Origin of the sequence: Pelagerythrobacter marinus, assembly GCF_009827515.1 — a bacterium.
GTDB lineage: Bacteria > Pseudomonadota > Alphaproteobacteria > Sphingomonadales > Sphingomonadaceae > Pelagerythrobacter > Pelagerythrobacter marinus.
Genome location: NZ_WTYO01000001.1, coordinates 70,476 through 90,187, shown reverse-complemented (window position 1 = coordinate 90,187; position 19,712 = coordinate 70,476). Strand labels below are relative to the sequence as shown.

The window sequence follows — 19,712 nt, the reverse complement described above, 5'->3', positions numbered from 1 at the left end:
TAGAAGGGACGCTCCCGGCAACGGGGGCGCCCCCGGACAAAAGGATGGCCATGCCGCCCGGCCGGAGGGGACCGGACGGCATGGCCGGCCCACGTCAAACGTGGGCTGGGGGGGCCTCAGAATCCCATGCGGATCGTGCCCCGCAGGGTGAAGCCGACATCATCATGACGTTCCTCGGCACCGGCTTCACCCGAGATGGTGAAGGCTTCGTCGCCGCCGAGCGCACGCAGGCGGGCGAACCAGCCGTTGGCGCCCTGCTCCGCCTGGAGCGTGAACGGGTCCCCACCTTCGAAATGCGCGGTCGTGTCGCCCAGCGAGCCGCCGACGATCTCGCGCCAGCCGCCCTCGCCCTCGATCCGGAACCATGTCCGGTCGCGCGCGCGCATGCCCTTGAAATCGACCCCCAGCGTCAGGCCGCCGTTCACGGCGAACTCGTCGCTGGTGCGCTCGGCTACGGTCAGGTTCAGCCCCTCGCCGCCGGTATCGGTATATCCGTCTTCCTTCAGCCGGACGTAATCGACGCTTACCGCCGGGCGGAAGAAGAAGAACTGGCTGCCCCCTTCGAACGATGCGCCGGCCATGAAGCTGGTGACGGTGCCATCCCATTCGCGCTCGATATCGCGCGAGACGACCTCCTCGCCCAGCTTGGCGTCGAAGTGGCGCGTGCCGTCGAAATCGACCATGCCGATGCCGGCCCGGGCGAAAGTCTGCAGGCCGCCCCACTTGCCGACCCAGTGGGCCGCGACCTCGTAAGTGCCCGAATGGACCGCGCTCGTGTCGCCGGTGTCGTGGCGGTTCCACAGGTATGTGATCGTGCCGCCGAAGCGGCCCAGCCCGGTCGCGATCTCGGCACCGGCGGCGAAGCCGAGGCCGCTCTGGTCGTAGGCGGCCGTTTCGCCCTGGTCCTTCTGCGAGCCCCAGCCGCCGGCATCGAAGATCAGGTGGATCCTGGATGACGGTTCGATCGGCCCGTGCGGATCGGCGAGGAAGCGCGCCATCGTGCGGGTGCCCAGGCTGACCCCTTCGAACGCGCCGCCGGCGTGGTCGGGCAGCATCAGCGTCACCGTGTCGCGGAAGGCATTGCCCTCGGTGATGTTGAGAAAGACGCCGGCGATCTCCTCGTCGCCGCCCAGGGCATCGAGGATCGCGTCGTACGCTGCCGCCTGCGACCGGTTGAGCCCCAGTTCGCTCACGGTCTTGCGGCCGATTTCCACCGCCAGCTCGTTGGCCGCCTCGTCCGCGTCGATCGTCGCCTTGTACATGAACGGCAGCAGCGAGCTGTCGCCGGTCAGTTCGTCGCCCACCTGCAAGTCGCCGGCGGTCAGGACGACATAGCGCCCTTCGGCATCGTTGATGTCGGCCAGGCGGAAGCGCAGCTTCGCCTCGTCGTCGAAGGCGGCCGTGCCGGCGACGTCGATCAGCGTCCCCTCGCCCGCGTCCTTGTCCAGCGTGACGTCGAGGATCGCGCCCGAGGCCATGTCGAGCGAGGCGATCGCCGTCGGGCGGGAAAGCGCGAGCGTGCCGCCATCGACCCGGACCGCGAGGCTGGCCGCATTGGTCAGCGTGCCGCTGAAGCGCGCCGAGCCGGCCAGCGTCAGTTCGTCGGCGCCGCCGCCGAAATCGACCGACCCGTCGAACGCCGACTTGCCGGCCAGGCTCATCGTGTCGGCGCCGCCGCCGAACACGACCGCGCCGGATTGCTCCGCGTCGCCGGACAGGGCGAGGCTGTTGTCGCCTGCACCGAAAGTCACGTTGCCTTCCACCGTGCCGTCGGCGATCTCGAAGCTGTCGTCGCCGCCGCCGAACAGTACGTCGCCGGTGATCGAGGGGGCATCCTTGTTCGCCGCGACCTCGGTCTGCCGCACGGTCGCGCCGGTGGTATTGGCAGAAAGGTCGATCGCGATGTTGCGGTCCGAATCCTCGTCCGCCCCGCTGGCCGAGATCGCCCCGCTGTTTTCCACCAGCGCAACGCCGCCGCTGCGGTCCACGATCGCGATCGCGGTGCCGTCGTCGCCCGAAACGGCGGCCTTGATCGTCCCGCTGTTGCGGATCGTGTCGACATTGCCGCCTTCGTCCACGACCACTGCGATCGCGCGCGATTCCTCTTCCTTGCCGGCGCTGGCGTTGATCGTGCCGGAATTGCAGATCTCGGGCACGGTCGCATCGGCCCCGATCCGCAGCGCGGTCGCCTCCGCCGCGCCGACCGCCTTGGCCGCGACGGTGCCGGAAATGGCCATGCCATTGGCAATATCGACCGCGCCGCCGCGGCCGCCGATCACCAGGCCGTTTCCGTCGATATCGGCATAGACGCCGGAGCCGCCGACTTCGCCTTCGATGATCAGCCCGAAATCGTTGCCGCTGGCCGCGACGGGGCCGATCGCGATGTCGCGGTCCTCGGCGCCGATCACCATGGCCGGCGCTTCGCCGGCGGACACGATCTTGGCCGTGCCTTCCTTGTCGTCGTCGATCCCGTCGCCGTCTTCGTCGTCGTTGCCCGAATCGCTGTCCTTCGGCGCCGCGGCAAGGACGATGCCGCCCGTCACGTCGCCTTCGACGACGAGTGCGGACCCGCCCTGCAGCATGTCGTCATCGTCGAGCTTGGACGCGTCGGACGGGGGCGAGGGATAGCGATAGCCGCTGGACGAAATCTCCCCCTGGACGACCATCGCCCCGTCGACGTCGCCGTCGAAGTGCGCGCCCACGGTGCCTTCGCCGCGCACGGTAACCTTGCCCGCCAGGCGCACGTCGCCGTCGATGTCCTGCGTGCGGACGCCGACCGAATCGGTGCCGATGACGGTGGTTTCGCCGTCGTGCGTGAAATCGCCGGCCAGCGCGCCGCCCAGCACGATGCCGGCCGACTGGTTGCCCTCGACCACGATGTCGCCGCTGTTCACGATATTGCCGGTGTGGGCGCCCAGGGTACGGATGCCCGCGCGCCCGGTGCCGACGGCAAACGGTCCGTCGGGATCGCCGTCGTTATCGATGTCTTCCGCGGTATAGGTTTCGTCGATCGTGATCGTGCCCGCGTTGACGATGTCGCCGCTGGTTCCCGCTTCGGCGGCGATGCCGGTCGCGCCGTCGGCATTGGTGATCTCGATCGTGCCTTCGTTGGTGACCGCGTGATCGCTGTCCATCGTGACCGCGGTGCCCCCCGAGACCACGACCGAGCCGTCTTCGTCGATGCGGATCGAATCGGGCGATCCGTCCTTGATCGTCGACGTGCGCACCGGCTCGGTCCGTTCGTCCGAGATCACGGTCTGGGCGGCGAGCGGCGTGGCGACTGCGGCAAGCGCAGTAGTCGCGAACAGGTAACGGTTCATGGGTCCTCCGGTCAGTTATCGACCGCAAGACGGAGACGGCCCGCCCGAACCTTGGCGCGCAGGCGATTTTTTCGGCGCGGCCGGTTCGGCGCGGCTAGAACGCCAGGTCCAGCCCCAGCCGGACCGTGCGCGGGCGCAGCGGCGTGATCTGTTCGCGCCCGACCTCGAACGGCGTGCCGAGCGCGAAGCGGTTGCCCTCCGCGTCGAGGATGTTGGTCACCCCCAGCGACAGCCCGATCCGTTCGCGCCCGACGCGCACGGTCAGCGCGCTGTCGAGATAGTCGCCCTGCTCCTCGCCCAGCTCGGGCCCTATGCCGAGCCGCGACTTGCCGACGTAGCGGGCCCAGCCCTGCGCCGTCAGCACGAGGCCGTCGCCCAGCGACCGCTGGTAATCGAACCCGGCGCGCGCGTTGACCCGGGCGATGTTGGGGACTTGCCCGATCTCGGTGGAGGCCAGGGTGCGCGGGCTGTCGATCCGGCTGCGGTTCCACGACAGCCCGCCTTCGAGCCGCAGCCCGCGGGCCACCGCCACGCCGCCGGAAACGGTCGCCGTCCAGACCTGCCCGTCGCCGATATTGGCGGTCGTCGGCAGGCCCAGCGGGTCGATGAAATCGGCCTGGATGTCGCGCCAGCGAGTGAAGGCGAGGCTGGTCGCGAGGTCGAAGGGGCCCGATCCCTGCCGCCCGTGGCGCGCGCCGAGTTCGAAGGTCGCGGTCCGGTCGCTGCGGAAACGGCGGACGAACTCGCCGTCGATCGCCAGGCCGCCGGGGCGGAACCCCTCCTGGTACTTGATGTAGAACGAGGTATCGGCCAGCGCGCTGGCGGTCAGCGAGAGCGAGGGCAGGAAGACCGTCTCGTGCCGCTCCGCCGTCACTTCCGCACGCATCAGGGCCAGCATGCGATCGACGTCCTCGCCCTCGCCGCCCAGTTCGGACCGGGTCACGCGGCCGCCTGCCGTGGCGACCAGCCCTGCGCGCAGGCGATAGCTGGCCTCGCCATAGAGCGTCACCTCGTCCACGCTGTTGCGGACGCCGGTGCTCGTCACCAGCGCCTCGGCCGCCTCGAAGCTGCGCGTCAGGCGCGTGCGGTTATGGGTGAAGCTCGCGCCCAGGACCCAGCCGAAACGGCCCTCCATCGGCTGCCAGAGACGCGTCTCGTTCGCGATCATGCGCGAATCGTTGTGCTGCACGAACAGCCGCGTCGGATCGTCGGGACGCGTCGCGTCGTAACGTTCCTCCAGCTCCTGGTGCACCACGCCGGTGGACGACCGCAGCCGGATCGCGCCGAGTTCGCCGGTCACGACCAGCTGCCCCTGGACATAGCCGGCGTCGAATCCCTCGGTCACCCGGGCGGAACGGGTCAGGTCCTCGCCCTCGCGGTCGGCATACTGGCTGTCCGCCCCCTCGGTCCGCTGGCCCAGGCCGATCAGGTCCACCGTCCACCCGCCGCCGGCGTCGAGCCGGGCGAAGGCCCGCCCGCCGTATATCCGCGTGCGGTTCACGTCGCTTTCGCCCAGCAGGGGCTTGTCGATGTAACCGCCCTGCGTTTCCGCGTCGAAGACCAGCCGCAGGGTCGCCCGCTCGCCCGCGAGCGGCAGGTTGGCGACTGCGCCCAGGTCCGCCCCGGGCGCGCCGTGCTGCGTCGCCGAACCGCCGATCCCGCCCGAGAGGCTGGTGACGCCCGGCTCCGGCTCGTTGGGCACGAGGCGGATGATACCGCCCAGCGACCCGGCGCCATAAAGCGTGCCCTGCGGTCCCTCCAGAACTTCCACTTTCTCCATGTCCGACAGGCGCAGGTCGGGGTCGGGCGAATTGTAGCTGAGCCGCAAGTCGCCGAAATACTGGCCCACGGTCGCCTGGGTCGGGCCGGTGAAGCTCGAATCGGCAATCCCGCGGATGAACAGCTTGTTGCGCCCGCTGCCGAGATAGGTCGAAGTGACGCTGGCGACGCGGTCGGCGATGCGGTCCGTCCCGACCGGCCCGCCGAGCGAAAGCGAACTGCCGTCGAGGATCGTGATCTGCCCGGCATAGTCGCGCAGGCGCATGTCGCGCTTGCTGGCCTGGACGATGATCGGCGTCTTGCCGATCCCCGGCGGGGGCTGCGCAACCGGGGCCGCCCGGCGCGCCGGCGGGCGGGCGAGCGTGCGCCGCGCTTGCGCCGGGCGGGGATCGGGGACGAGGCGCCACCCGGACCCGCCCGCGGCCACCGGACGGGCGCCGATCGCCCGCGCGAGGCGGCGCACGGCCTCGCCGGCAGTGTAATGCCCGCGGATCGCCGGCACGCTGCGGGCCGCAAGGTCGGGTTCGGCGATGACGATGCTGGTGCCCGTCTGCCGCGCGATCGCCGCCGCCGCCTCGCCCGCGCGCCCGGCCGGTGCGTCGATGCGCTGCTCCTGCGCCTGTGCGGCGGTGGCGGCGAGCAGGGCGGCCAGGGCTATCGGCAGGCAGGTTCGCATCGTCAGCGGCTATCGATCGTCCAGCCATCCCCTTCGCGCCGGACGACGACGCCGAACAGGGGCCCGAGGGAAGCCGGGTCCTGCGCCAGCGGCGCCAGCGCGACGCTGCCGCTTGCACGGCGGCCGGCGACGGCCGGCGCGGCGGTGAAGGCAATCCCCGTGCTGCCCGAAAGCTCGCGCGCGACCTCGGCCAGGGAAGCATCGTCGAAAGTCAGGTGCCCGGTGCTCCATTCGCCGATCCGCGCGATCGGGGCGGTGCCCCGGCGATAGTCATGGCCGCCGTCGGCCACGCTCAGCGTGTCGCCGGGTTCGAGCCGGGCGAGCTTGCGCGCCGGGTTGACCAGGACGACCCCTTCCGAAACCGCCACACTGGTGGCCCCGCCGGCACGCGCCACGTCGAACACGGTCCCGGCATCGACCAGGGTGTGTTCGCCGACGGTGACGGTGAACGGGTCGCTTTCGTCGTGGCGCACGGTGAACAGGGCCCGGCCCTGCTCCAGCGCGGCGAAGCGCGGCCGGTCGCGGTCGAGCGCGATCCGCGTACCCCCACCGAGCGCGATCTCGCTGCCGTCCGCGAGCGGCACGACCATGGTTTCGCCGGGCGCGGTCTCGACCACGTAGCCGGACCCGCGGAGCTGGAGGAAACCGACCATCGCGACCAGGACCACCGTGGCCGCCAGTGCCAGCCAGCGCCAGCGCCGGCCCCCGCCTGCGGCGCCGGCTCCCGCCGATGCCGCGGCGGCTGCGGCATCTTGCGGCGCGGGCGGCTCGCCCGGCCGCGCGTCGTCGTTGACTGCCGGCGCGGCGTGCCCGGCCTCGGCCGCATCGGCGACGGCGGCCATTGCCCGGTCGTAGGCGCGCGCGCGGCCCGGGTCGCCCTCCAGCCAGGCGGTGAAGGCATCCCAGTCCGCGAACGCGGGGTCGCCGGTTTTCACGGCCCAGGCAATTGCTTCGTCGGTCATCCGGTCATCTTGCCCCATGGCGAGCCCCTTTCGCTGACAAGACGGAGCCGTTCGCCTCAATCCTCATCGAGCCGCTCCCTGATCTCCAGGACGGCGCGATAGGCGCGCCTCAGGTCGCTTTCCACCGTGCTCAGGCTGACGCCGAACTCGCGCGCCACCACCTTCTGCGGAACGCCGTCGATCCGGTGGCGGCGAAAGATCGCGGCCGGCCGTTCGCCCAGCGCGTCGAGCGCGGCGGCGACCATGCGCGCGTACTGGCGCGCGATCACCACCCGCTCTCCCGACGGGGCGTCGGACACGCCGGGCACGGTCGCTCCGGCCGCCTCGCTCCAGGCCCGCTCGCGCTTGCGCGCCTGGTTCTCGGAGCGATAGCGATCGATCATCACGAGGTTCGCCGTGCGGTAGAGATAGGCCAGCGGCGCGGCAACCGGCCCCGGCCGCGCGGCCGAGACCTTCAGCCAGACCTCGTGCAGCAGGTCCTCCGCCGCTTCGCCGGCCCCGCGCGCGCGCAGGAATCGCAACAGGCGCTCGCGATGGGCGAGGAAGGCGGCTTGGAGACCGTCGGGCGCAGGGGTGCTGGTCACGGCAATACCTTGGGCGGCGCGCGATACGGCAAAACCGGCGCGGTGGGAAGACGGAGACGTTCGCGCCGCCCCTTGCCCGCCACCGCGCCGGCACCCGGGCAGCGCACCCGCCTTGTGCTGTTTCAAATATCGGGTATGTTGATTCGCGCACGACCCGGCAAACGGGCGGCCTTTGGGGACGAGAGCGATGGCCTGGGATTTCGAAACCGAGCCCGAGTTTCAGGAGAAGCTCGACTGGATGGCGGATTTCATCCGCGACAAGGTCGAGCCGCTCGGCCTGCTGGGCATTCACCCCTACGACGTGAAGAACCCGCGCCGCAATGCGCTGGTCCGCCCGTTGCAGGAGGAGGTGAAGGCCCGCGACCTGTGGGCCTGCCACCTCGGCCCGGAGCTGGGCGGCCAGGGCTACGGCCAGGTCCGCCTGGGCCTGATGAACGAGATCATCGGCGGCGCCAGCTTCGCCCCGATCGTTTTCGGATGCCAGGCGCCCGACACCGGGAACGCGGAGATCATCGCCCATTTCGGGACCGCCGAACAGAAGGAACGGTATCTTCGCCCCCTGCTCGCCAACGAGATCGTTTCCGCCTTTTCGATGACCGAGCCGCAGGGCGGGTCCGACCCCACGGGCTTCGTCACCCGGGCCGAGAAGGACGGCGATCACTGGGTCATCAACGGCGAGAAGTGGTTTTCCACCAACGGCAAATGGGCCGAGTTCCTGATCGTCATGGCCGTCACCGATCCCGACGCGCCGCGCCATGAACGGATGAGCATGTTCATCGTGCCCGCGGACACGCCGGGGGTGGAGATCGTGCGCAACGTCGGCGTCTATGGCCAGCAGGACGGCAGCGAGAGCTACATCCGCTATACCGACGTGCGCGTGCCGGCCGATCACCTGCTGGGCGAACGCGGCGGCGCCTTCGCGATCTCGCAAACCCGGCTGGGCGGCGGGCGCGTCCACCACGCGATGCGCACGGTCGGCAACTGCCGCCGCCTGCTCGACCTGATGAGCCGCCGCGCGGTCAGCCGCCGGACCCGCACCGGGACGATCGCCGATTATCAGGCGGTCCAGATGCAGATCGCCGACAGCTATATCGAGCTGGAGCAGTTCCGCCTGTTCGTTCTGAAGACCGCGTGGGCGATCGACAGGCACCGCGATTACCGCAAGGTCCGCAAGGACATCGCCGCGATCAAGGCGCTGATGCCCAGGGTCTATCACGACATTGCCGCGCGCTGCATCCACATCCACGGGTCGCTGGGCGTCTCCAACGAGATGCCCTTTGCCGGCAACCTGGTGGCGGCGATGGTCATGGGGATCGCCGACGGCCCGACCGAAGTGCACAAGGTCACCGTCGCCAGGCAGCACCTGCGCGCCTATCGCGACGTGGCCGACCCGGTCTTCCCCGATTACTCGCTGCCCAGCCGCCGAGCGGCCGCGCGCGCGCTCCACGACCCGGTGGAGGAACTGGCCGAGGCGGCGGAGGCCCTCGCGTGAACGCCAGCCGGGCCGCTCCCGACTCGGGCCCTGACTCCGGCCCTGACTCTGGCCCTGACTCTGGCCCCGCCCCGGTCGCCGCCTCCGGGCCGGAGAGCGCCGGGGCGCCGCCGCTGAGCCTTCCCACGCGCCTCAGCTACGGCATGGGTGCGATGGCCAACGGCATCAAGGGCGCCGCCTTCTCCAGCTACCTGATGCTCTATTTCAACCAGGTTGTGGGCGTGCCGGCGGCGATCGTCGGCACCGCACTGGCCTGCACCCTCCTGGTCGATGCGATCGTCGATCCCTTCCTCGGCCGCTGGGCCGACGTCACCCGCTCGCGCTGGGGCCGCAGGCACCCGTTCATGTATGCCGCGGCGATCCCGACCACGGTGTTCTTCTTCCTCACCTGGTTCCCGCCCGACGGGCTCAGCCACGTCCAGCTGGGCCTGTGGATCTTCGCCTTCGCCGCCGCCACCCGCGCCGCGATCAGTGCCTTCGAGATCAACGCTTCGGCCATGGCGCCCGAGCTGAGCGGCGACTACACGGAGCGCACCCGGCTGTTCTCGCTGCGCTACTGGTTCGGCTATGCCGGCGCCTACGGCTTCACCGCGTTCTCGCTAGCCTTCATCTTCGTCGAGAGCGAGGCCTATCCGCGCGGCCAGCTCAATCCTGAAAGCTACGTCAACTTCGCCGCGCTGGGCGCGGGCCTGATCTTCCTCGCGATCCTGGTCTGCGCCGCCGGGACGCACAACCGGGTTCCGTGGATGCGCCAGGCGGACGGGCAGGCCGGCGACCCGGCGATGCCGCTGCGCGAACACTTGCGCGAAATGCTCGCCGCCTTTCGCAACCGCGCCTTCCTGGCGATCTTCGGCTTCGGCGTGTTCAAGTATACCGCGATCGGTCTCTACAGCGCGACCACGCTCTATTTCGGGACTTACCTGTTCAAGCTCGACACGGCCCAGCTCGCGCTGCTGACGCTGGACAGTTTCGTGGCCGCGACGCTGGCGGCGCCGCTGGCCCCGATCTTCTCCCGCTGGTTCGGCAAGCGCACGAGTTCGATGGTCTTCGCCGTCCTCGGCGTGTCGATCGGCCTCAGCCCGCTGCTGCTCAGCCTGTTCGGCCTGTTCTTCGTCCCCGGCGACGCGCTGCTCGTGCCGGTGCTCTTCGCGATCGGCGCGATCTACGGCGCGATGGTCGCGATCTCGCTGATCAACACCAGCGCGATGCTGGCCGACGTGGTGGAAGACAGCGCGGTCGAAACCGGGCGGCACACGGCCGGGACGTTCTTTTCCGCCTCCAGCTTCATGCAGCAGTGTTCGAACGCGCTGGGCATCTTCGTCGCGGGACAGGTCCTCGCGCTGGCCGAGTTTCCCGAGCGGGCGGACCCCGATACGATCCCCCGCCCGGTGGTGGAAAGCCTGCTGATCCACTATATCCCGACCTCGATCGGGCTCTGGACGATTGGCGCGCTGATCCTGCTGTTCTATCCGATCACCCGCGCCCGGCACGAACGCAACGTCGAGATCCTTCGCGCCCGCGAGGCCGAGGCGCGCGAGAGGGAACAACGCGACGCGGCCCTGGGTGGGCCGGCGCGATAACACGTGAGGAGAATTGAATGGCGACCCAGCCCGACGTGACAGCCCCAGGCGCGGACGACGCCTTCCGCGAGGAGGTGCGCCAGTTCCTGGCCGAGAACTTCCCGCCCGAGCTCAAGGGCAAGGGAAATGCGCTCGCCAGTGTCGAAGGGCCGACGCAGGAAAGCGACGCCCAGCGCAAGTGGCGCGAGGCGATGGGCGAACGCGGCTGGGGCACGCCCACCTGGCCGCGCGAATACGGCGGCGGCGGGCTGACCCGGCGCCAGGCCCGGATCCTGGACGAGGAAATGGCCCGCGCCGGCGCCTACAACCCGATCGGGGGCATGGGGGTGATGATGTTCGGCCCCACCCTGCTCGAATACGGCAGCGAGGCGCAGAAGAAGGAACACATCCCGCCCATCTGCCGGGGAGAAATCCGCTGGTGCCAGGGCTATAGCGAACCCAATGCCGGATCGGACCTCGCCAACCTGCAGACCACGGCGGAGGACAAGGGCGATCACTACCTGGTCAACGGGCAGAAGACCTGGACCAGCGGCGGCCAGTGGGCCGACAAGTGCTTCTGCCTCGTGCGGACCGACAAGAGCGACAAGCATCGCGGGATCAGCTTCCTTCTGATCGACATGGACGCGCCGGGCGTCGAAGTCCGCCCGATCCAGATGATCAGCGGGATGAGCCCGTTCTGCGAGACGTTCTTCACCGACGTGAAAGTGCCCAAGGAGAACCTCGTCGGCGAGGAAGGCCAGGGCTGGACCATCGGCAAGCGCCTGCTCCAGCACGAGCGGACCAATCTTTCGGGCGGCGGCAGCCTGGCCCGGATGATGGGGGCGAGCCTTTCGGACCTGGCGAAGAAATACGTCGAGACCGACGCCGACGGCGCGATCGCCGACAAGGTCCTGCGCGACCGGATCGCCGATTTCGAGATCCGCTGGAACGCCTTCCTCCTCACCGCCCGGCGCGCGGCCGAGGAAAGCAAGGCCGCCGGCGGCGTCTCCGAGATCAGCTCGGTGCTCAAGAAACTGGGCACCAAGCTGGGGCAGGAACGGGCCGAGCTGACGATCGAGATCATGGGCCTGCAAGGGCTCGGCTGGGAAGGCGAGGGCTTTTCCGAGGCCGAGCTGGCCGGGGTTCGCGCCTGGCTCTTCGGCAAGGCGACGACGATCTACGGCGGTTCGACCGAGATCCAGAACAACATCATCGCCAAGCGCGTGCTTGGCATGCTCGACCACCAGTAAGGGGCGCGAAGAATCATGGCGGTTCTCAACGAAGAACAGGAAATGCTGCGCGACATGGCGCGCGAATGGGCCACCAACGAAAGCCCGGTGGCGGCTTTCCGCAAGATCCGCGCGAGCGGCGATCCCGAGGCGTTCGACCGCGATGCCTACGGCGCGATGGCGCAGATGGGCTGGAGCGGGATCATCGTGCCGGAAGAACACGGCGGGTCCGATTTCGGCTGGCTTTCGGCCGGGCTGGTGGTGGAGGAACTGGGCAAGACCCTGACCGCGAGCCCGCTGATCGCCACCACGCTGGCGGCGGCGGCCATCGTGCTGGGCGGCAGCGACGAGCAGAAGGCGAAATGGCTTCCGCGCCTCGCCGCCGGCGAGACGATCGGCACCCTCGCGATCGACGAGGGGCCGCGGCACGATCCGGCGAAGCTGTCGGCCAGCGTGGCGGGCGGCAAGCTCTCGGGCACCAAGGCCTTCGTGCACGAGGCGCACGGCGCCGACCTGTTCGTGGTCGCCGCGGCGGACGGCCTCTACCTGGTCGAGAAAGGCGACGGCGTATCGCTCGCCACGCGCAAGCTGGCCGACCAGCGCAGCCATGCCGAAGTCACCTTCGACGGCGCGCCGGCGGAAAAGCTGGAGAACGGGGGCGACAGCCTGCTTGGCGACGTGCTCGACCGGGCGCGCATCCTCACCGCCTGCGAAATGCTCGGCATGGCCCAGGCGGTGTTCGACATGACGCTCGACTACCTGAAGCAGCGCGTCCAGTTCAACCAGGTGCTCGCCACGTTCCAGGCGCTGCAGCATCGCATGGCCGACCTGTTCGGCGACCTCGCGATGATGCGCTCCGCGGTCGAGGGCGGGCTCCAGGCGCTGGACAGCGGCTTCGGCGTAACGCGCGCGGCGACCATCGCCAAGGCGGAGGCGAACCGCGTGCTCCACGCGATGAGCCGCGAGGGGATCCAGCTGCACGGCGGAATCGGGATGACCGACGAATACGACGTCGGCTTCTACCTCAAGCGCGCCCGCGTGCTGGAGGCGAGCTGGGGCAGCACCGCCTACTTGCGCGACCGCTTCGCCGGGACGAGCGGCTACTGACCCCTTGGGGCCGGAGCGCGATAGCGAAGACGACGATGCATCGGCCGGCGCCCGGGAACGGGCGCTGGCCGATCACGCCCGGTTCGTCGATGCGAACCTGAAACGGAATTTCCGCGCCAATTTCATCCACGGCGTGCTGGGGATGACGGGATTCCGCCTGATCTATGCCCCGACGATCATCCCCGCCTACCTGATGCTGCTGACCGGCAGCGCGGCCGCGGTCGGGCTCGGCACCGCGCTGCTCCAGCTGGGCGCGACGATCAGCCCGATCGCCAGCGGGGCCCGGATCGAACATCGCAGCCATATCCTGCCCTATGCGATCAGGGTCGGCTCGCTGATGCGGCTCATGGTCCTGCTGCTCGCGCTAGCGGGCTGGCTGCTGACGGGGGACCTGCTGGTCCTGGCCACCTTCGCCTGTTTCCTGCTGCTGGGGTTCTTCTCCGGCGCGCAGCGGGTCGCCTTCCAGATGCTGATGGGCAAGCTGATCCCCATCCGCAAGCGCGGGCGCCTGCAGGGATACCGCAATTTCGCCGGCGGGCTGATCGCCGCGATCCTGGCCTGGGTCGCCGGCAACTGGTTCATCGCCGACCGGTGGCTGGGCAACGGCTATGCCAAGACCTTCCTGTTCGCTTTCGTCCTCACCAGCGCGGGCCTGGTCGTGCTCAAGACCATGATCCGCGAGCCCGCCGCGCCGCTCGCACGCCCGCAGATGCCGATGCGCGAACGGGTCAGGGAGTTTCCCCAGCTCCTGGCCGATCGCGATTTCGCCCATTTCCTGGGCGTTCAGAGCCTGGCGACGATGGCCCGCGTCGGCGCGCCGTTCTGGACCGTCTATGCCGGCAGCCTGCTCGGCCTCGACGGGGCGCTGATCGGCGGGCTCAGCTTCGTCTTCCTCGGTTCCGACACGATATCCAACATCGCCTGGGGGCCGATGGGCGACCGGCTGGGTTTTCGCATCGTCTATGCGCTCTCGCTGGCCTGCTCGATCGCCGGTGTCGCGCTGCTGGTCGCGGCCGAGAGCGCACCGCCGATCTATGCCGCCTTCATGCTGCTCGGCTTCGGCCAGTCGGGGTGGATGCTGGCCGCGACCACGATGGTGCTGGAATTCGGCACGCCGCAGGACACGCCGATGCGGCTCGCCTTCGCGACCACGGTCGAAGGGGCGATCGCCGCCGGCGGGCCGGTCGCGGCCGGCCTGCTGGTCGCGATCTGGGGCTTCACCCCGCTGTTCGCGCTGGTCTTCGCGGCGCTGGCGGCGGCGCTGGCGCTCCTGCTGCTGCGGGTGCGCGAACCGCGCCGGATCGGCTGATCAGTCGACCGGGGCGAGCAGGCCCTGCGACAGGGTCGAGGCATATGTCTTCAGCGCCAGGGCCGGATCGCCGAAGCGATCCGCCCAGTTGCGCGCCTCGTATGCGCCGTTGAGGGTGGACATGATCACCTGGCTCGCGACCAGCGGGTCGATCGGGCGGACCGAGCCGTCGGCCACGCCGTCGATCAGCATCCCGGCGAAACGCCGCGCGAGGCGGTTGGACCGGGTCACGACATCGGCCTTGTGATCGCTGTCGAGCGCCTGGAGCGCCGTCGTGCGCAGCAGGGGCATGGCATCGAAAAGCTGCACCTGGAGCAGTTCGTCCAGCACGCTCGCGAGCCGCGTCCAGTAATCGGCGTCGATCGTCTGCCCGGCCATCTGCACGGCGGAAAGCCGATCGTAGCTGCGCTGGAAGCACGCGAGGACGAGGTCGTCCTTGGCATCGTGGTGGTGGTAGAAGCTGCCCTTCGTCACGTTCAGCGCGCGGGCGATGCGGTTGACCGAGGCCCCGCGATAGCCGCGCTGGTTGATCATGACCGTCGCCGCGCGCAGGAACTCGTCGTTCTGGCTCGGCTTCGCATCCTCGCGCGTGCGCCATCCGCCGTCGTCCAGCGCGCGCGGCTGCCACGCGCCGCGGCGGGCGGGAATGCCATGGGCGAGAATGTCGAACATCCGCTCGCTCACGCGCGGGAAATCCAGCGTCGAATAGCGCAGCGACCACACGGGCCACCACATCACCGCCTCCAGCAGGACATGGGCCCGCGCGGAGAACAGCGCGCGCGCGCGATCGCTTTGCGGTTCGCCGAAAAATCCGCGCACGTGGTTCACGATCTCGCGATACCGGGCGAGCAGCGGGGCCTGGGCCGCCGGGTCGAGCGTGCGGATTTCGGACAGCGCGGTCAGCAGGCCCTTCTCCCCCCGGCGGATGCGGGTGCGCAGCGCGACGTGTTCGTCGATATAGCGGCGCAGGCGGGCGGCCGGGTCCGGTTCGGCCAGGGCCTCGGTCGCCATCCGCTCCATCAGGTCCAGCGTCGCCTCGTAAACCGCGACGACGAGCTGTTCCTTGCGCGAGAAGTAGTACGTGATGCTGGTCGCGTTGAGGCCGATCGCGCGCGCAACGTCGGACAGAGTCGTCGCCTTGACCCCCACTTCGTTGATCAGGACCGAGGCGGCGTGGATGATCGCCTGGCGCTTTTCGCCGAACCGCCTCGTTTCCGCACTCTTGCTTGCCATCGGCTCCCCCGTTTCAGGCGCGTTACATCAGCCGGGATGAAACTGCCAAGCGGGCAGGCTGGCTATTCCCCCTCGAACAGGGCGCCCAGGTCCTTCTTCAGGATCTTGCCGTTGGCATTGCGCGGCAGCGTGTCCTCGACGAAGGCGATCCGCACCGGCACCTTGAACTTTGCCAGGCGCGCAGCGACCCAGGCCTGCAGCTCGCTTTCGCTGGCGCTGCTGCCGGGGGCGAGGTGGACGACGGCGGCCGGCTCTTCACCCAGTTGCGGATGGGGCAGCCCGATCAGCGCGGCGTCGGTCACGGCCGGGTGGTCGTAGAGCACGTTTTCCACCTCGGACGAATAGATGTTCTCCCCGCCGCGGATGATCATGTCCTTCGCCCGGTCGACGATGTAGCAGAAGCCTTCCTCGTCCAGCCGCGCGAGGTCGCCGGTCCGCACCCAGCCGTCGACGAACGTGGCGGCGGTCGCTTCGGGATTGTTCCAGTACCCCTTCACCACCATCGGGCCGCGCGCCCACAGCTCGCCCACTTCGCCGGGCGGCAGCTCGCGTTCGCCGTCCTCGCTCATGATCTTCAGGTCGGCCACGGCCACCGGCGGACCGCAGCTGTCGGGGCGGTTCAGATAGTCCTCGCTCGAATGGCCGGTGACGGTGGCCATCGTCTCGGTCATCCCCCAGCCATTGCCGGGAAGCGCGCCGAAGACCTCGCGGATCTTGCGCACCAGCTCGGGCGCGGCGGGCGCGCCGCCATAGGCGATCGCCTCGATGCTCGACAGGTCGTAGTCCTTGCGCGCCGGGTGTTCGATCAGCTGCCAGGCGATCGTCGGCACCCCGCCGGTGACGTGGACTTTCTCGCGCTCGATGATCTCGAAGGCCTTTATCGGGTCCCACTTGTGCATGAAGATCAGCGTGTTGCCCGCCGCGAGGTTGCCCATCAGCCCGGCCGAACAGGCGGTGACGTGGAACAGCGGGATCACGGTCAGCCCGACCTTGGGCGTCGGCTCGGGGATCTCCTCGCCCCGGCGCAGCACGGCGCAGGCCGCGTTGTACCCGCTGGACAGGATATTGGTGCACAAGTTGCGATGCGTGCCCAGCGCGCCCTTGGGATTGCCGGTCGTGCCGCTGGTGTAGAAGATCGTCGCGTCGTCTTCGGGCGCGATGTCCACCTCGGGCAGTTCGGCCGCGGGCAGGCCGGCATAGTCGTGCGGGGTGCCGATCACGTCCTCCAGCCGCGCGGCGCCCTCGCGCGCGGCGGCGCTGCGCGAGACCAGCACGCTTTCCAGTTCGGGGCACTCGCCGCGATGCGGCGCGATCCGTTCCCACCGCTCCGCGTCGCAGACCAGCAGCCGCGTGCCCGAATTGGACAGGCCATAGGCCAGCTCCGGCCCGGTCCACCACGCGTTCAGCGGCACGCAGATCGCGCCGATCGTGGTCGCCGCGAAGAAGGCCACCGGCCATTCGGGCAGGTTGCGCATGGCCAGTGCGACCCGGTCCCCCTTGCCCACGCCGCGTGCGCGCAGCGCCTGGGCCAGCGTGGCCACCGCCCGGAACCAGGCGTCGTAGGTAACCCGCTCGTCCTCGTAGATCAGGAACTCGCGGTCGCCATACATGCGCCCGACCAGTGCGATCGCGCGCAGGCTGGGCGGGGCGTTCTTCCACACGCGCGTCGGCACGCCGCGAATGTCCACCGTCTCCATCTCGAACCGCTGGCCCGGCGCGGTCAGGATGTCGCGGCACCGTTCGCGCGTGATCGCGGGCCAGCCCGCGGGCGGGGTCCAGCCGATGGCCGCGGCGAGATCGCTTGCCTGTGTCGCCATGATCAAAGCACCTCGAACAGGCCGGCGGCGCCCATGCCCCCGCCGACGCACATCGTTACAACCACGTGGCGGACGCCGCGCCGGCGCCCCTCGATCAGCGCATGGCCGACGCAGCGCGCCCCGGTCATGCCGAAGGGATGGCCGATCGCGATCGAGCCGCCGTTGACGTTCAGCCGTTCGTCGGGAATGCCCAGCCTGTCGCGGCAATAGAGGACCTGGACCGCGAAGGCCTCGTTCAGTTCCCACAGGCCGATGTCGTCGATCGACAGGCCGAACCGGTCGAGCAGCCGGGGAATCGCGAAGACCGGGCCGATCCCCATCTCGTCGGGCTTGGCCCCGGCCACCGCCATGCCGACATAGCGGCCGAGCGGCTCCAGCCCGCGCGCGCTGGCGAGCCCCGCCTCCATCAGGACCGAAGCGGCCGACCCGTCCGAAAGCTGGCTGGCATTGCCGGCGGTAACCGTATGCCCTTCGCCCATCACCGGCTGCAGGCGGGCGAGCCCTTCCAGCGTGGTGTCGGGCCGGTTGCAATCGTCCATCGCGATCGTGACCTCGCGCTGGCTGACCTCGCCGGTTTCCCTGTCGGTCACGTTCATCGTCGTCGTCACCGGCACGATTTCATCGTCGAACCGGCCGGCTTGCTGCGCGGCGGCGGTGCGCTGCTGCGACCGGAGCGCGTATTCGTCCTGCGCCTCGCGCGCGATGCCATAACGTTCCGCAACCACTTCGGCCGTGCCGATCATCGGCATGTAGATATCGGGATGCATCTTCAGCAGGTCTTCGTCGCGCTGCGTGTTCTGCTGGCCGGAGCGGATCGAGGTGATCGATTCGACCCCGCCGGCGACACAGACGTCCATCCGGTCGACGATGATCTGCTTGGCCGCGGTCGCGATCGCCATCAGGCCGGAGGAACACTGGCGGTCGATCGTCATCCCCGCCACTTCCACCGGCAGGCCGGCGCGCAGCGCCACCTGGCGCCCCATGTTGAAGCCCTGTTGCCCCTGCTGGTTGGCGGCGCCCATGATCACGTCGTCGATCTCTTCGCGCGCGATCCCGGCCCGTTCGACCGCGGCGGCGACCGACCACGAGCCAAGCTCGACCGCGTGGGTAGCGTTGAAGGCGCCGCGCATGGCCTTGGCCAGGGGCGTGCGGGCGGTGGACACGATCACGGCGTCGCGCATTTCGGGCAGGTTCCTCTCGTCGTTCGCCTGTGCGATTTCTTGTTTGGCGCTTGTGCGATTCTTGTCGCACGATTTATGCAGATGCCGCGCGCGCTGGCAAGGCGGAACGCGGATTTTCTGAATGTGAGGTATGAGGGTTCAAAAGCGCGCTGAATTGTCTATCGTCGATTGTCAGAAGAAAAGGTATGCCCCGCCCAGGGGCGCGGGAGAGAGCATGATCGAACTGGCCGACGCAGGGGAACTGGGCTTCGACGCGGAGCGCCTGGCCCGGATCGACGGCTTCCTGCAGGAACGCTACATCGATACGGGGCGCCTGCCCTGCGCGCAGATCCTGGTCGCGCGCGAGGGGCACCCGGTGCACTACGCCCATTTCGGCACCCTGCGCGAAGACGGCACCCCGATGCGCGAGGACGCCCTGTTCCGCATCGCCAGCATGACCAAGCCGGTGACCTCGATCGCCTTCATGCAACTGGTCGAGCAATGCCGCGTCGCGCTGGAAGACCCGGTGACGCGCGTTTTCCCCGAATTCGCCGATCTTGCCGTCTATGCCGGGGGCGGCGGTTCCGTGCCCTTCGCGCCGGGCACGCCCGCCCCGCCGATGCGCTTCGTCGACCTGCTCACCCACATGTCGGGCTTCACCTACGGGCTGCAGAACCGCACCAATATCGATGCGCTCTACCGCGAAGAGAACCTCGATTTCGCGCGCGACCACCTCGATTCGGATGCCTACGTGGCAAAGCTCGCGCGCCTGCCGCTGGAATTCGCGCCCGGGACCGGCTGGAACTACTCGGTATCGACCGACGTGCTGGGCATCGCGGTCGAACGGCTGAGCGGAATGCGGCTGGGCGATTACCTGGCCGAACACGTCTTCGGCCCGCTGGGCATGACCGACACCGCCTTCGGCGCGGGCGACGCGGGGGCGGATCGGCTGGCGGACGCCTATGCCTATCGCCCGGGCAAGCCGCCGCGCATGGTCGATGCCGGGGCGACCAGCCGGCTCAACCGGCCCGGCACGTTCGACAGCGGCGGCGGCGGCCTCGTCGGCACGATCGCCGATTACCAGCGGTTCGCGACCATGCTGGCGAACGGCGGCGCGCTCGACGGCGCGCGGATCGTCTCGCCCAAGACCCTGCACCTGATGCGGACCAACCACCTGCCCGGCGGCGCCGACCTGACGCAGGTGTCGCGCAGCCTCTTTTCCGAATCGCACAATGCCGGCACCGGTTTCGGCCTCGGCTTCGCCATGGTGATCGACCCCGCGCGCACGCTGATGCCGGCGAGCGAGGGCGAGTTCTACTGGGGCGGCGCCTATTCGACCGCCTTCTTCGTCGACCCGGTGGAGGATGTGACCATGGTCTTCATGACGCAGCTCTACCCCTCGTCCGCCTATCCCGTCCGCCGACAGCTCAAGACGCTGATCTACGCGGCCCTGACACACAGCAACGCCTGAAGGAGAACCCGACC

General features: G+C 69.4%; 13 protein-coding genes. 6 read left to right on the top strand and 7 right to left on the bottom strand.

Translation table 11 applies throughout. From position 1 onward, the window contains the following. Positions 1 to 116: 116 nt before the first annotated feature. From GRI72_RS00380 to GRI72_RS00365, 4 genes are all read right to left on the bottom strand, one after another. Complete coding sequence (locus GRI72_RS00380) at positions 117 to 3,320, bottom strand: autotransporter outer membrane beta-barrel domain-containing protein (RefSeq protein ID WP_160731972.1); 3,204 nt, start codon at positions 3,318 to 3,320, stop codon at positions 117 to 119. A 94-nt stretch (positions 3,321 to 3,414) separates the two neighbouring features. Continuing rightward, positions 3,415 to 5,775 carry a TonB-dependent receptor gene (locus tag GRI72_RS00375; protein WP_160731971.1) on the bottom strand — a complete coding sequence of 787 codons (2,361 nt, stop codon included), beginning with the start codon at positions 5,773 to 5,775 and terminating at the stop codon, positions 3,415 to 3,417. 2 nt (positions 5,776 to 5,777) lie between these two features. After that, the gene (locus GRI72_RS00370; RefSeq protein ID WP_160731970.1) at positions 5,778 to 6,737 is read right to left on the bottom strand and encodes a FecR family protein; all 960 of its coding nucleotides are present in this window, start codon (positions 6,735 to 6,737) and stop codon (positions 5,778 to 5,780) included. A 56-nt stretch (positions 6,738 to 6,793) separates the two neighbouring features. Further along, positions 6,794 to 7,321, bottom strand: a complete 528-nt coding sequence (locus tag GRI72_RS00365; RefSeq protein ID WP_160731969.1) for a sigma-70 family RNA polymerase sigma factor — start codon at positions 7,319 to 7,321, stop codon at positions 6,794 to 6,796. Between the two features lie 187 nt (positions 7,322 to 7,508). Between GRI72_RS00365 and GRI72_RS00360 the strand changes: the two genes are divergently transcribed. The 5 genes from GRI72_RS00360 to GRI72_RS00340 all read left to right on the top strand — a co-directional run bounded on the left by GRI72_RS00360 (position 7,509) and on the right by GRI72_RS00340 (position 14,017). Further along, entirely contained in the window at positions 7,509 to 8,813 is a 1,305-nt protein-coding gene (locus tag GRI72_RS00360; RefSeq protein ID WP_160731968.1) for an acyl-CoA dehydrogenase family protein, read from the top strand. A gap of 143 nt (positions 8,814 to 8,956) precedes the next feature. Then, positions 8,957 to 10,393, top strand: a complete 1,437-nt coding sequence (locus GRI72_RS00355) for an MFS transporter (RefSeq protein ID WP_160731967.1) — start codon at positions 8,957 to 8,959, stop codon at positions 10,391 to 10,393. A 17-nt stretch (positions 10,394 to 10,410) separates the two neighbouring features. Beyond that, complete coding sequence (locus tag GRI72_RS00350; RefSeq protein WP_160731966.1) at positions 10,411 to 11,622, top strand: acyl-CoA dehydrogenase family protein; 1,212 nt, start codon at positions 10,411 to 10,413, stop codon at positions 11,620 to 11,622. A 15-nt stretch (positions 11,623 to 11,637) separates the two neighbouring features. Then, positions 11,638 to 12,708, top strand: a complete 1,071-nt coding sequence (locus GRI72_RS00345; RefSeq protein ID WP_160731965.1) for an acyl-CoA dehydrogenase family protein — start codon at positions 11,638 to 11,640, stop codon at positions 12,706 to 12,708. Between the two features lie 4 nt (positions 12,709 to 12,712). Further along, positions 12,713 to 14,017, top strand: coding sequence for an MFS transporter (locus GRI72_RS00340; protein ID WP_160731964.1), 1,305 nt, complete (start codon positions 12,713 to 12,715; stop codon positions 14,015 to 14,017). On the opposite strand, the gene GRI72_RS00335 is transcribed toward GRI72_RS00340, so the two are convergent. The 3 genes from GRI72_RS00335 to GRI72_RS00325 all read right to left on the bottom strand — a co-directional run bounded on the left by GRI72_RS00335 (position 14,018) and on the right by GRI72_RS00325 (position 18,248). Beyond that, entirely contained in the window at positions 14,018 to 15,250 is a 1,233-nt protein-coding gene (locus GRI72_RS00335; protein WP_160731963.1) for a TetR/AcrR family transcriptional regulator, read from the bottom strand. A gap of 62 nt (positions 15,251 to 15,312) precedes the next feature. Continuing rightward, on the bottom strand, positions 15,313 to 17,067 hold the full coding sequence (locus GRI72_RS00330; RefSeq protein WP_160731962.1) for a class I adenylate-forming enzyme family protein: 1,755 nt from the start codon (positions 17,065 to 17,067) through the stop codon (positions 15,313 to 15,315). A 2-nt stretch (positions 17,068 to 17,069) separates the two neighbouring features. Then, positions 17,070 to 18,248 (bottom strand): acetyl-CoA C-acyltransferase, encoded by a 1,179-nt coding sequence (locus GRI72_RS00325; RefSeq protein WP_160731961.1) that lies wholly within the window; start codon positions 18,246 to 18,248, stop codon positions 17,070 to 17,072. A gap of 214 nt (positions 18,249 to 18,462) precedes the next feature. Here GRI72_RS00325 and GRI72_RS00320 point away from each other — a divergent pair, with 214 nt between their 5' ends. Further along, a complete protein-coding gene (locus GRI72_RS00320) occupies positions 18,463 to 19,698 on the top strand; it encodes a serine hydrolase domain-containing protein (RefSeq protein WP_202388869.1) in 1,236 nt (411 codons plus the stop codon). Positions 19,699 to 19,712 lie beyond the last annotated feature (14 nt).

Coding starts and splice junctions, on each gene's coding strand:
- GRI72_RS00380 (WP_160731972.1), bottom strand. CDS start 3,320: ATGAACCGTTACCTGTTCGCGACTACTGCGCTTGCCGCAGTCGCCACG.
- GRI72_RS00375 (WP_160731971.1), bottom strand. CDS start 5,775: ATGCGAACCTGCCTGCCGATAGCCCTGGCCGCCCTGCTCGCCGCCACC.
- GRI72_RS00370 (WP_160731970.1), bottom strand. CDS start 6,737: ATGACCGACGAAGCAATTGCCTGGGCCGTGAAAACCGGCGACCCCGCG.
- GRI72_RS00360 (WP_160731968.1), top strand. CDS start 7,509: ATGGCCTGGGATTTCGAAACCGAGCCCGAGTTTCAGGAGAAGCTCGAC.
- GRI72_RS00355 (WP_160731967.1), top strand. CDS start 8,957: ATGGGTGCGATGGCCAACGGCATCAAGGGCGCCGCCTTCTCCAGCTAC.
- GRI72_RS00350 (WP_160731966.1), top strand. CDS start 10,411: ATGGCGACCCAGCCCGACGTGACAGCCCCAGGCGCGGACGACGCCTTC.
- GRI72_RS00345 (WP_160731965.1), top strand. CDS start 11,638: ATGGCGGTTCTCAACGAAGAACAGGAAATGCTGCGCGACATGGCGCGC.
- GRI72_RS00335 (WP_160731963.1), bottom strand. CDS start 15,250: ATGGCAAGCAAGAGTGCGGAAACGAGGCGGTTCGGCGAAAAGCGCCAG.
- GRI72_RS00330 (WP_160731962.1), bottom strand. CDS start 17,067: ATGGCGACACAGGCAAGCGATCTCGCCGCGGCCATCGGCTGGACCCCG.
- GRI72_RS00325 (WP_160731961.1), bottom strand. CDS start 18,248: ATGCGCGACGCCGTGATCGTGTCCACCGCCCGCACGCCCCTGGCCAAG.
- GRI72_RS00320 (WP_202388869.1), top strand. CDS start 18,463: ATGATCGAACTGGCCGACGCAGGGGAACTGGGCTTCGACGCGGAGCGC.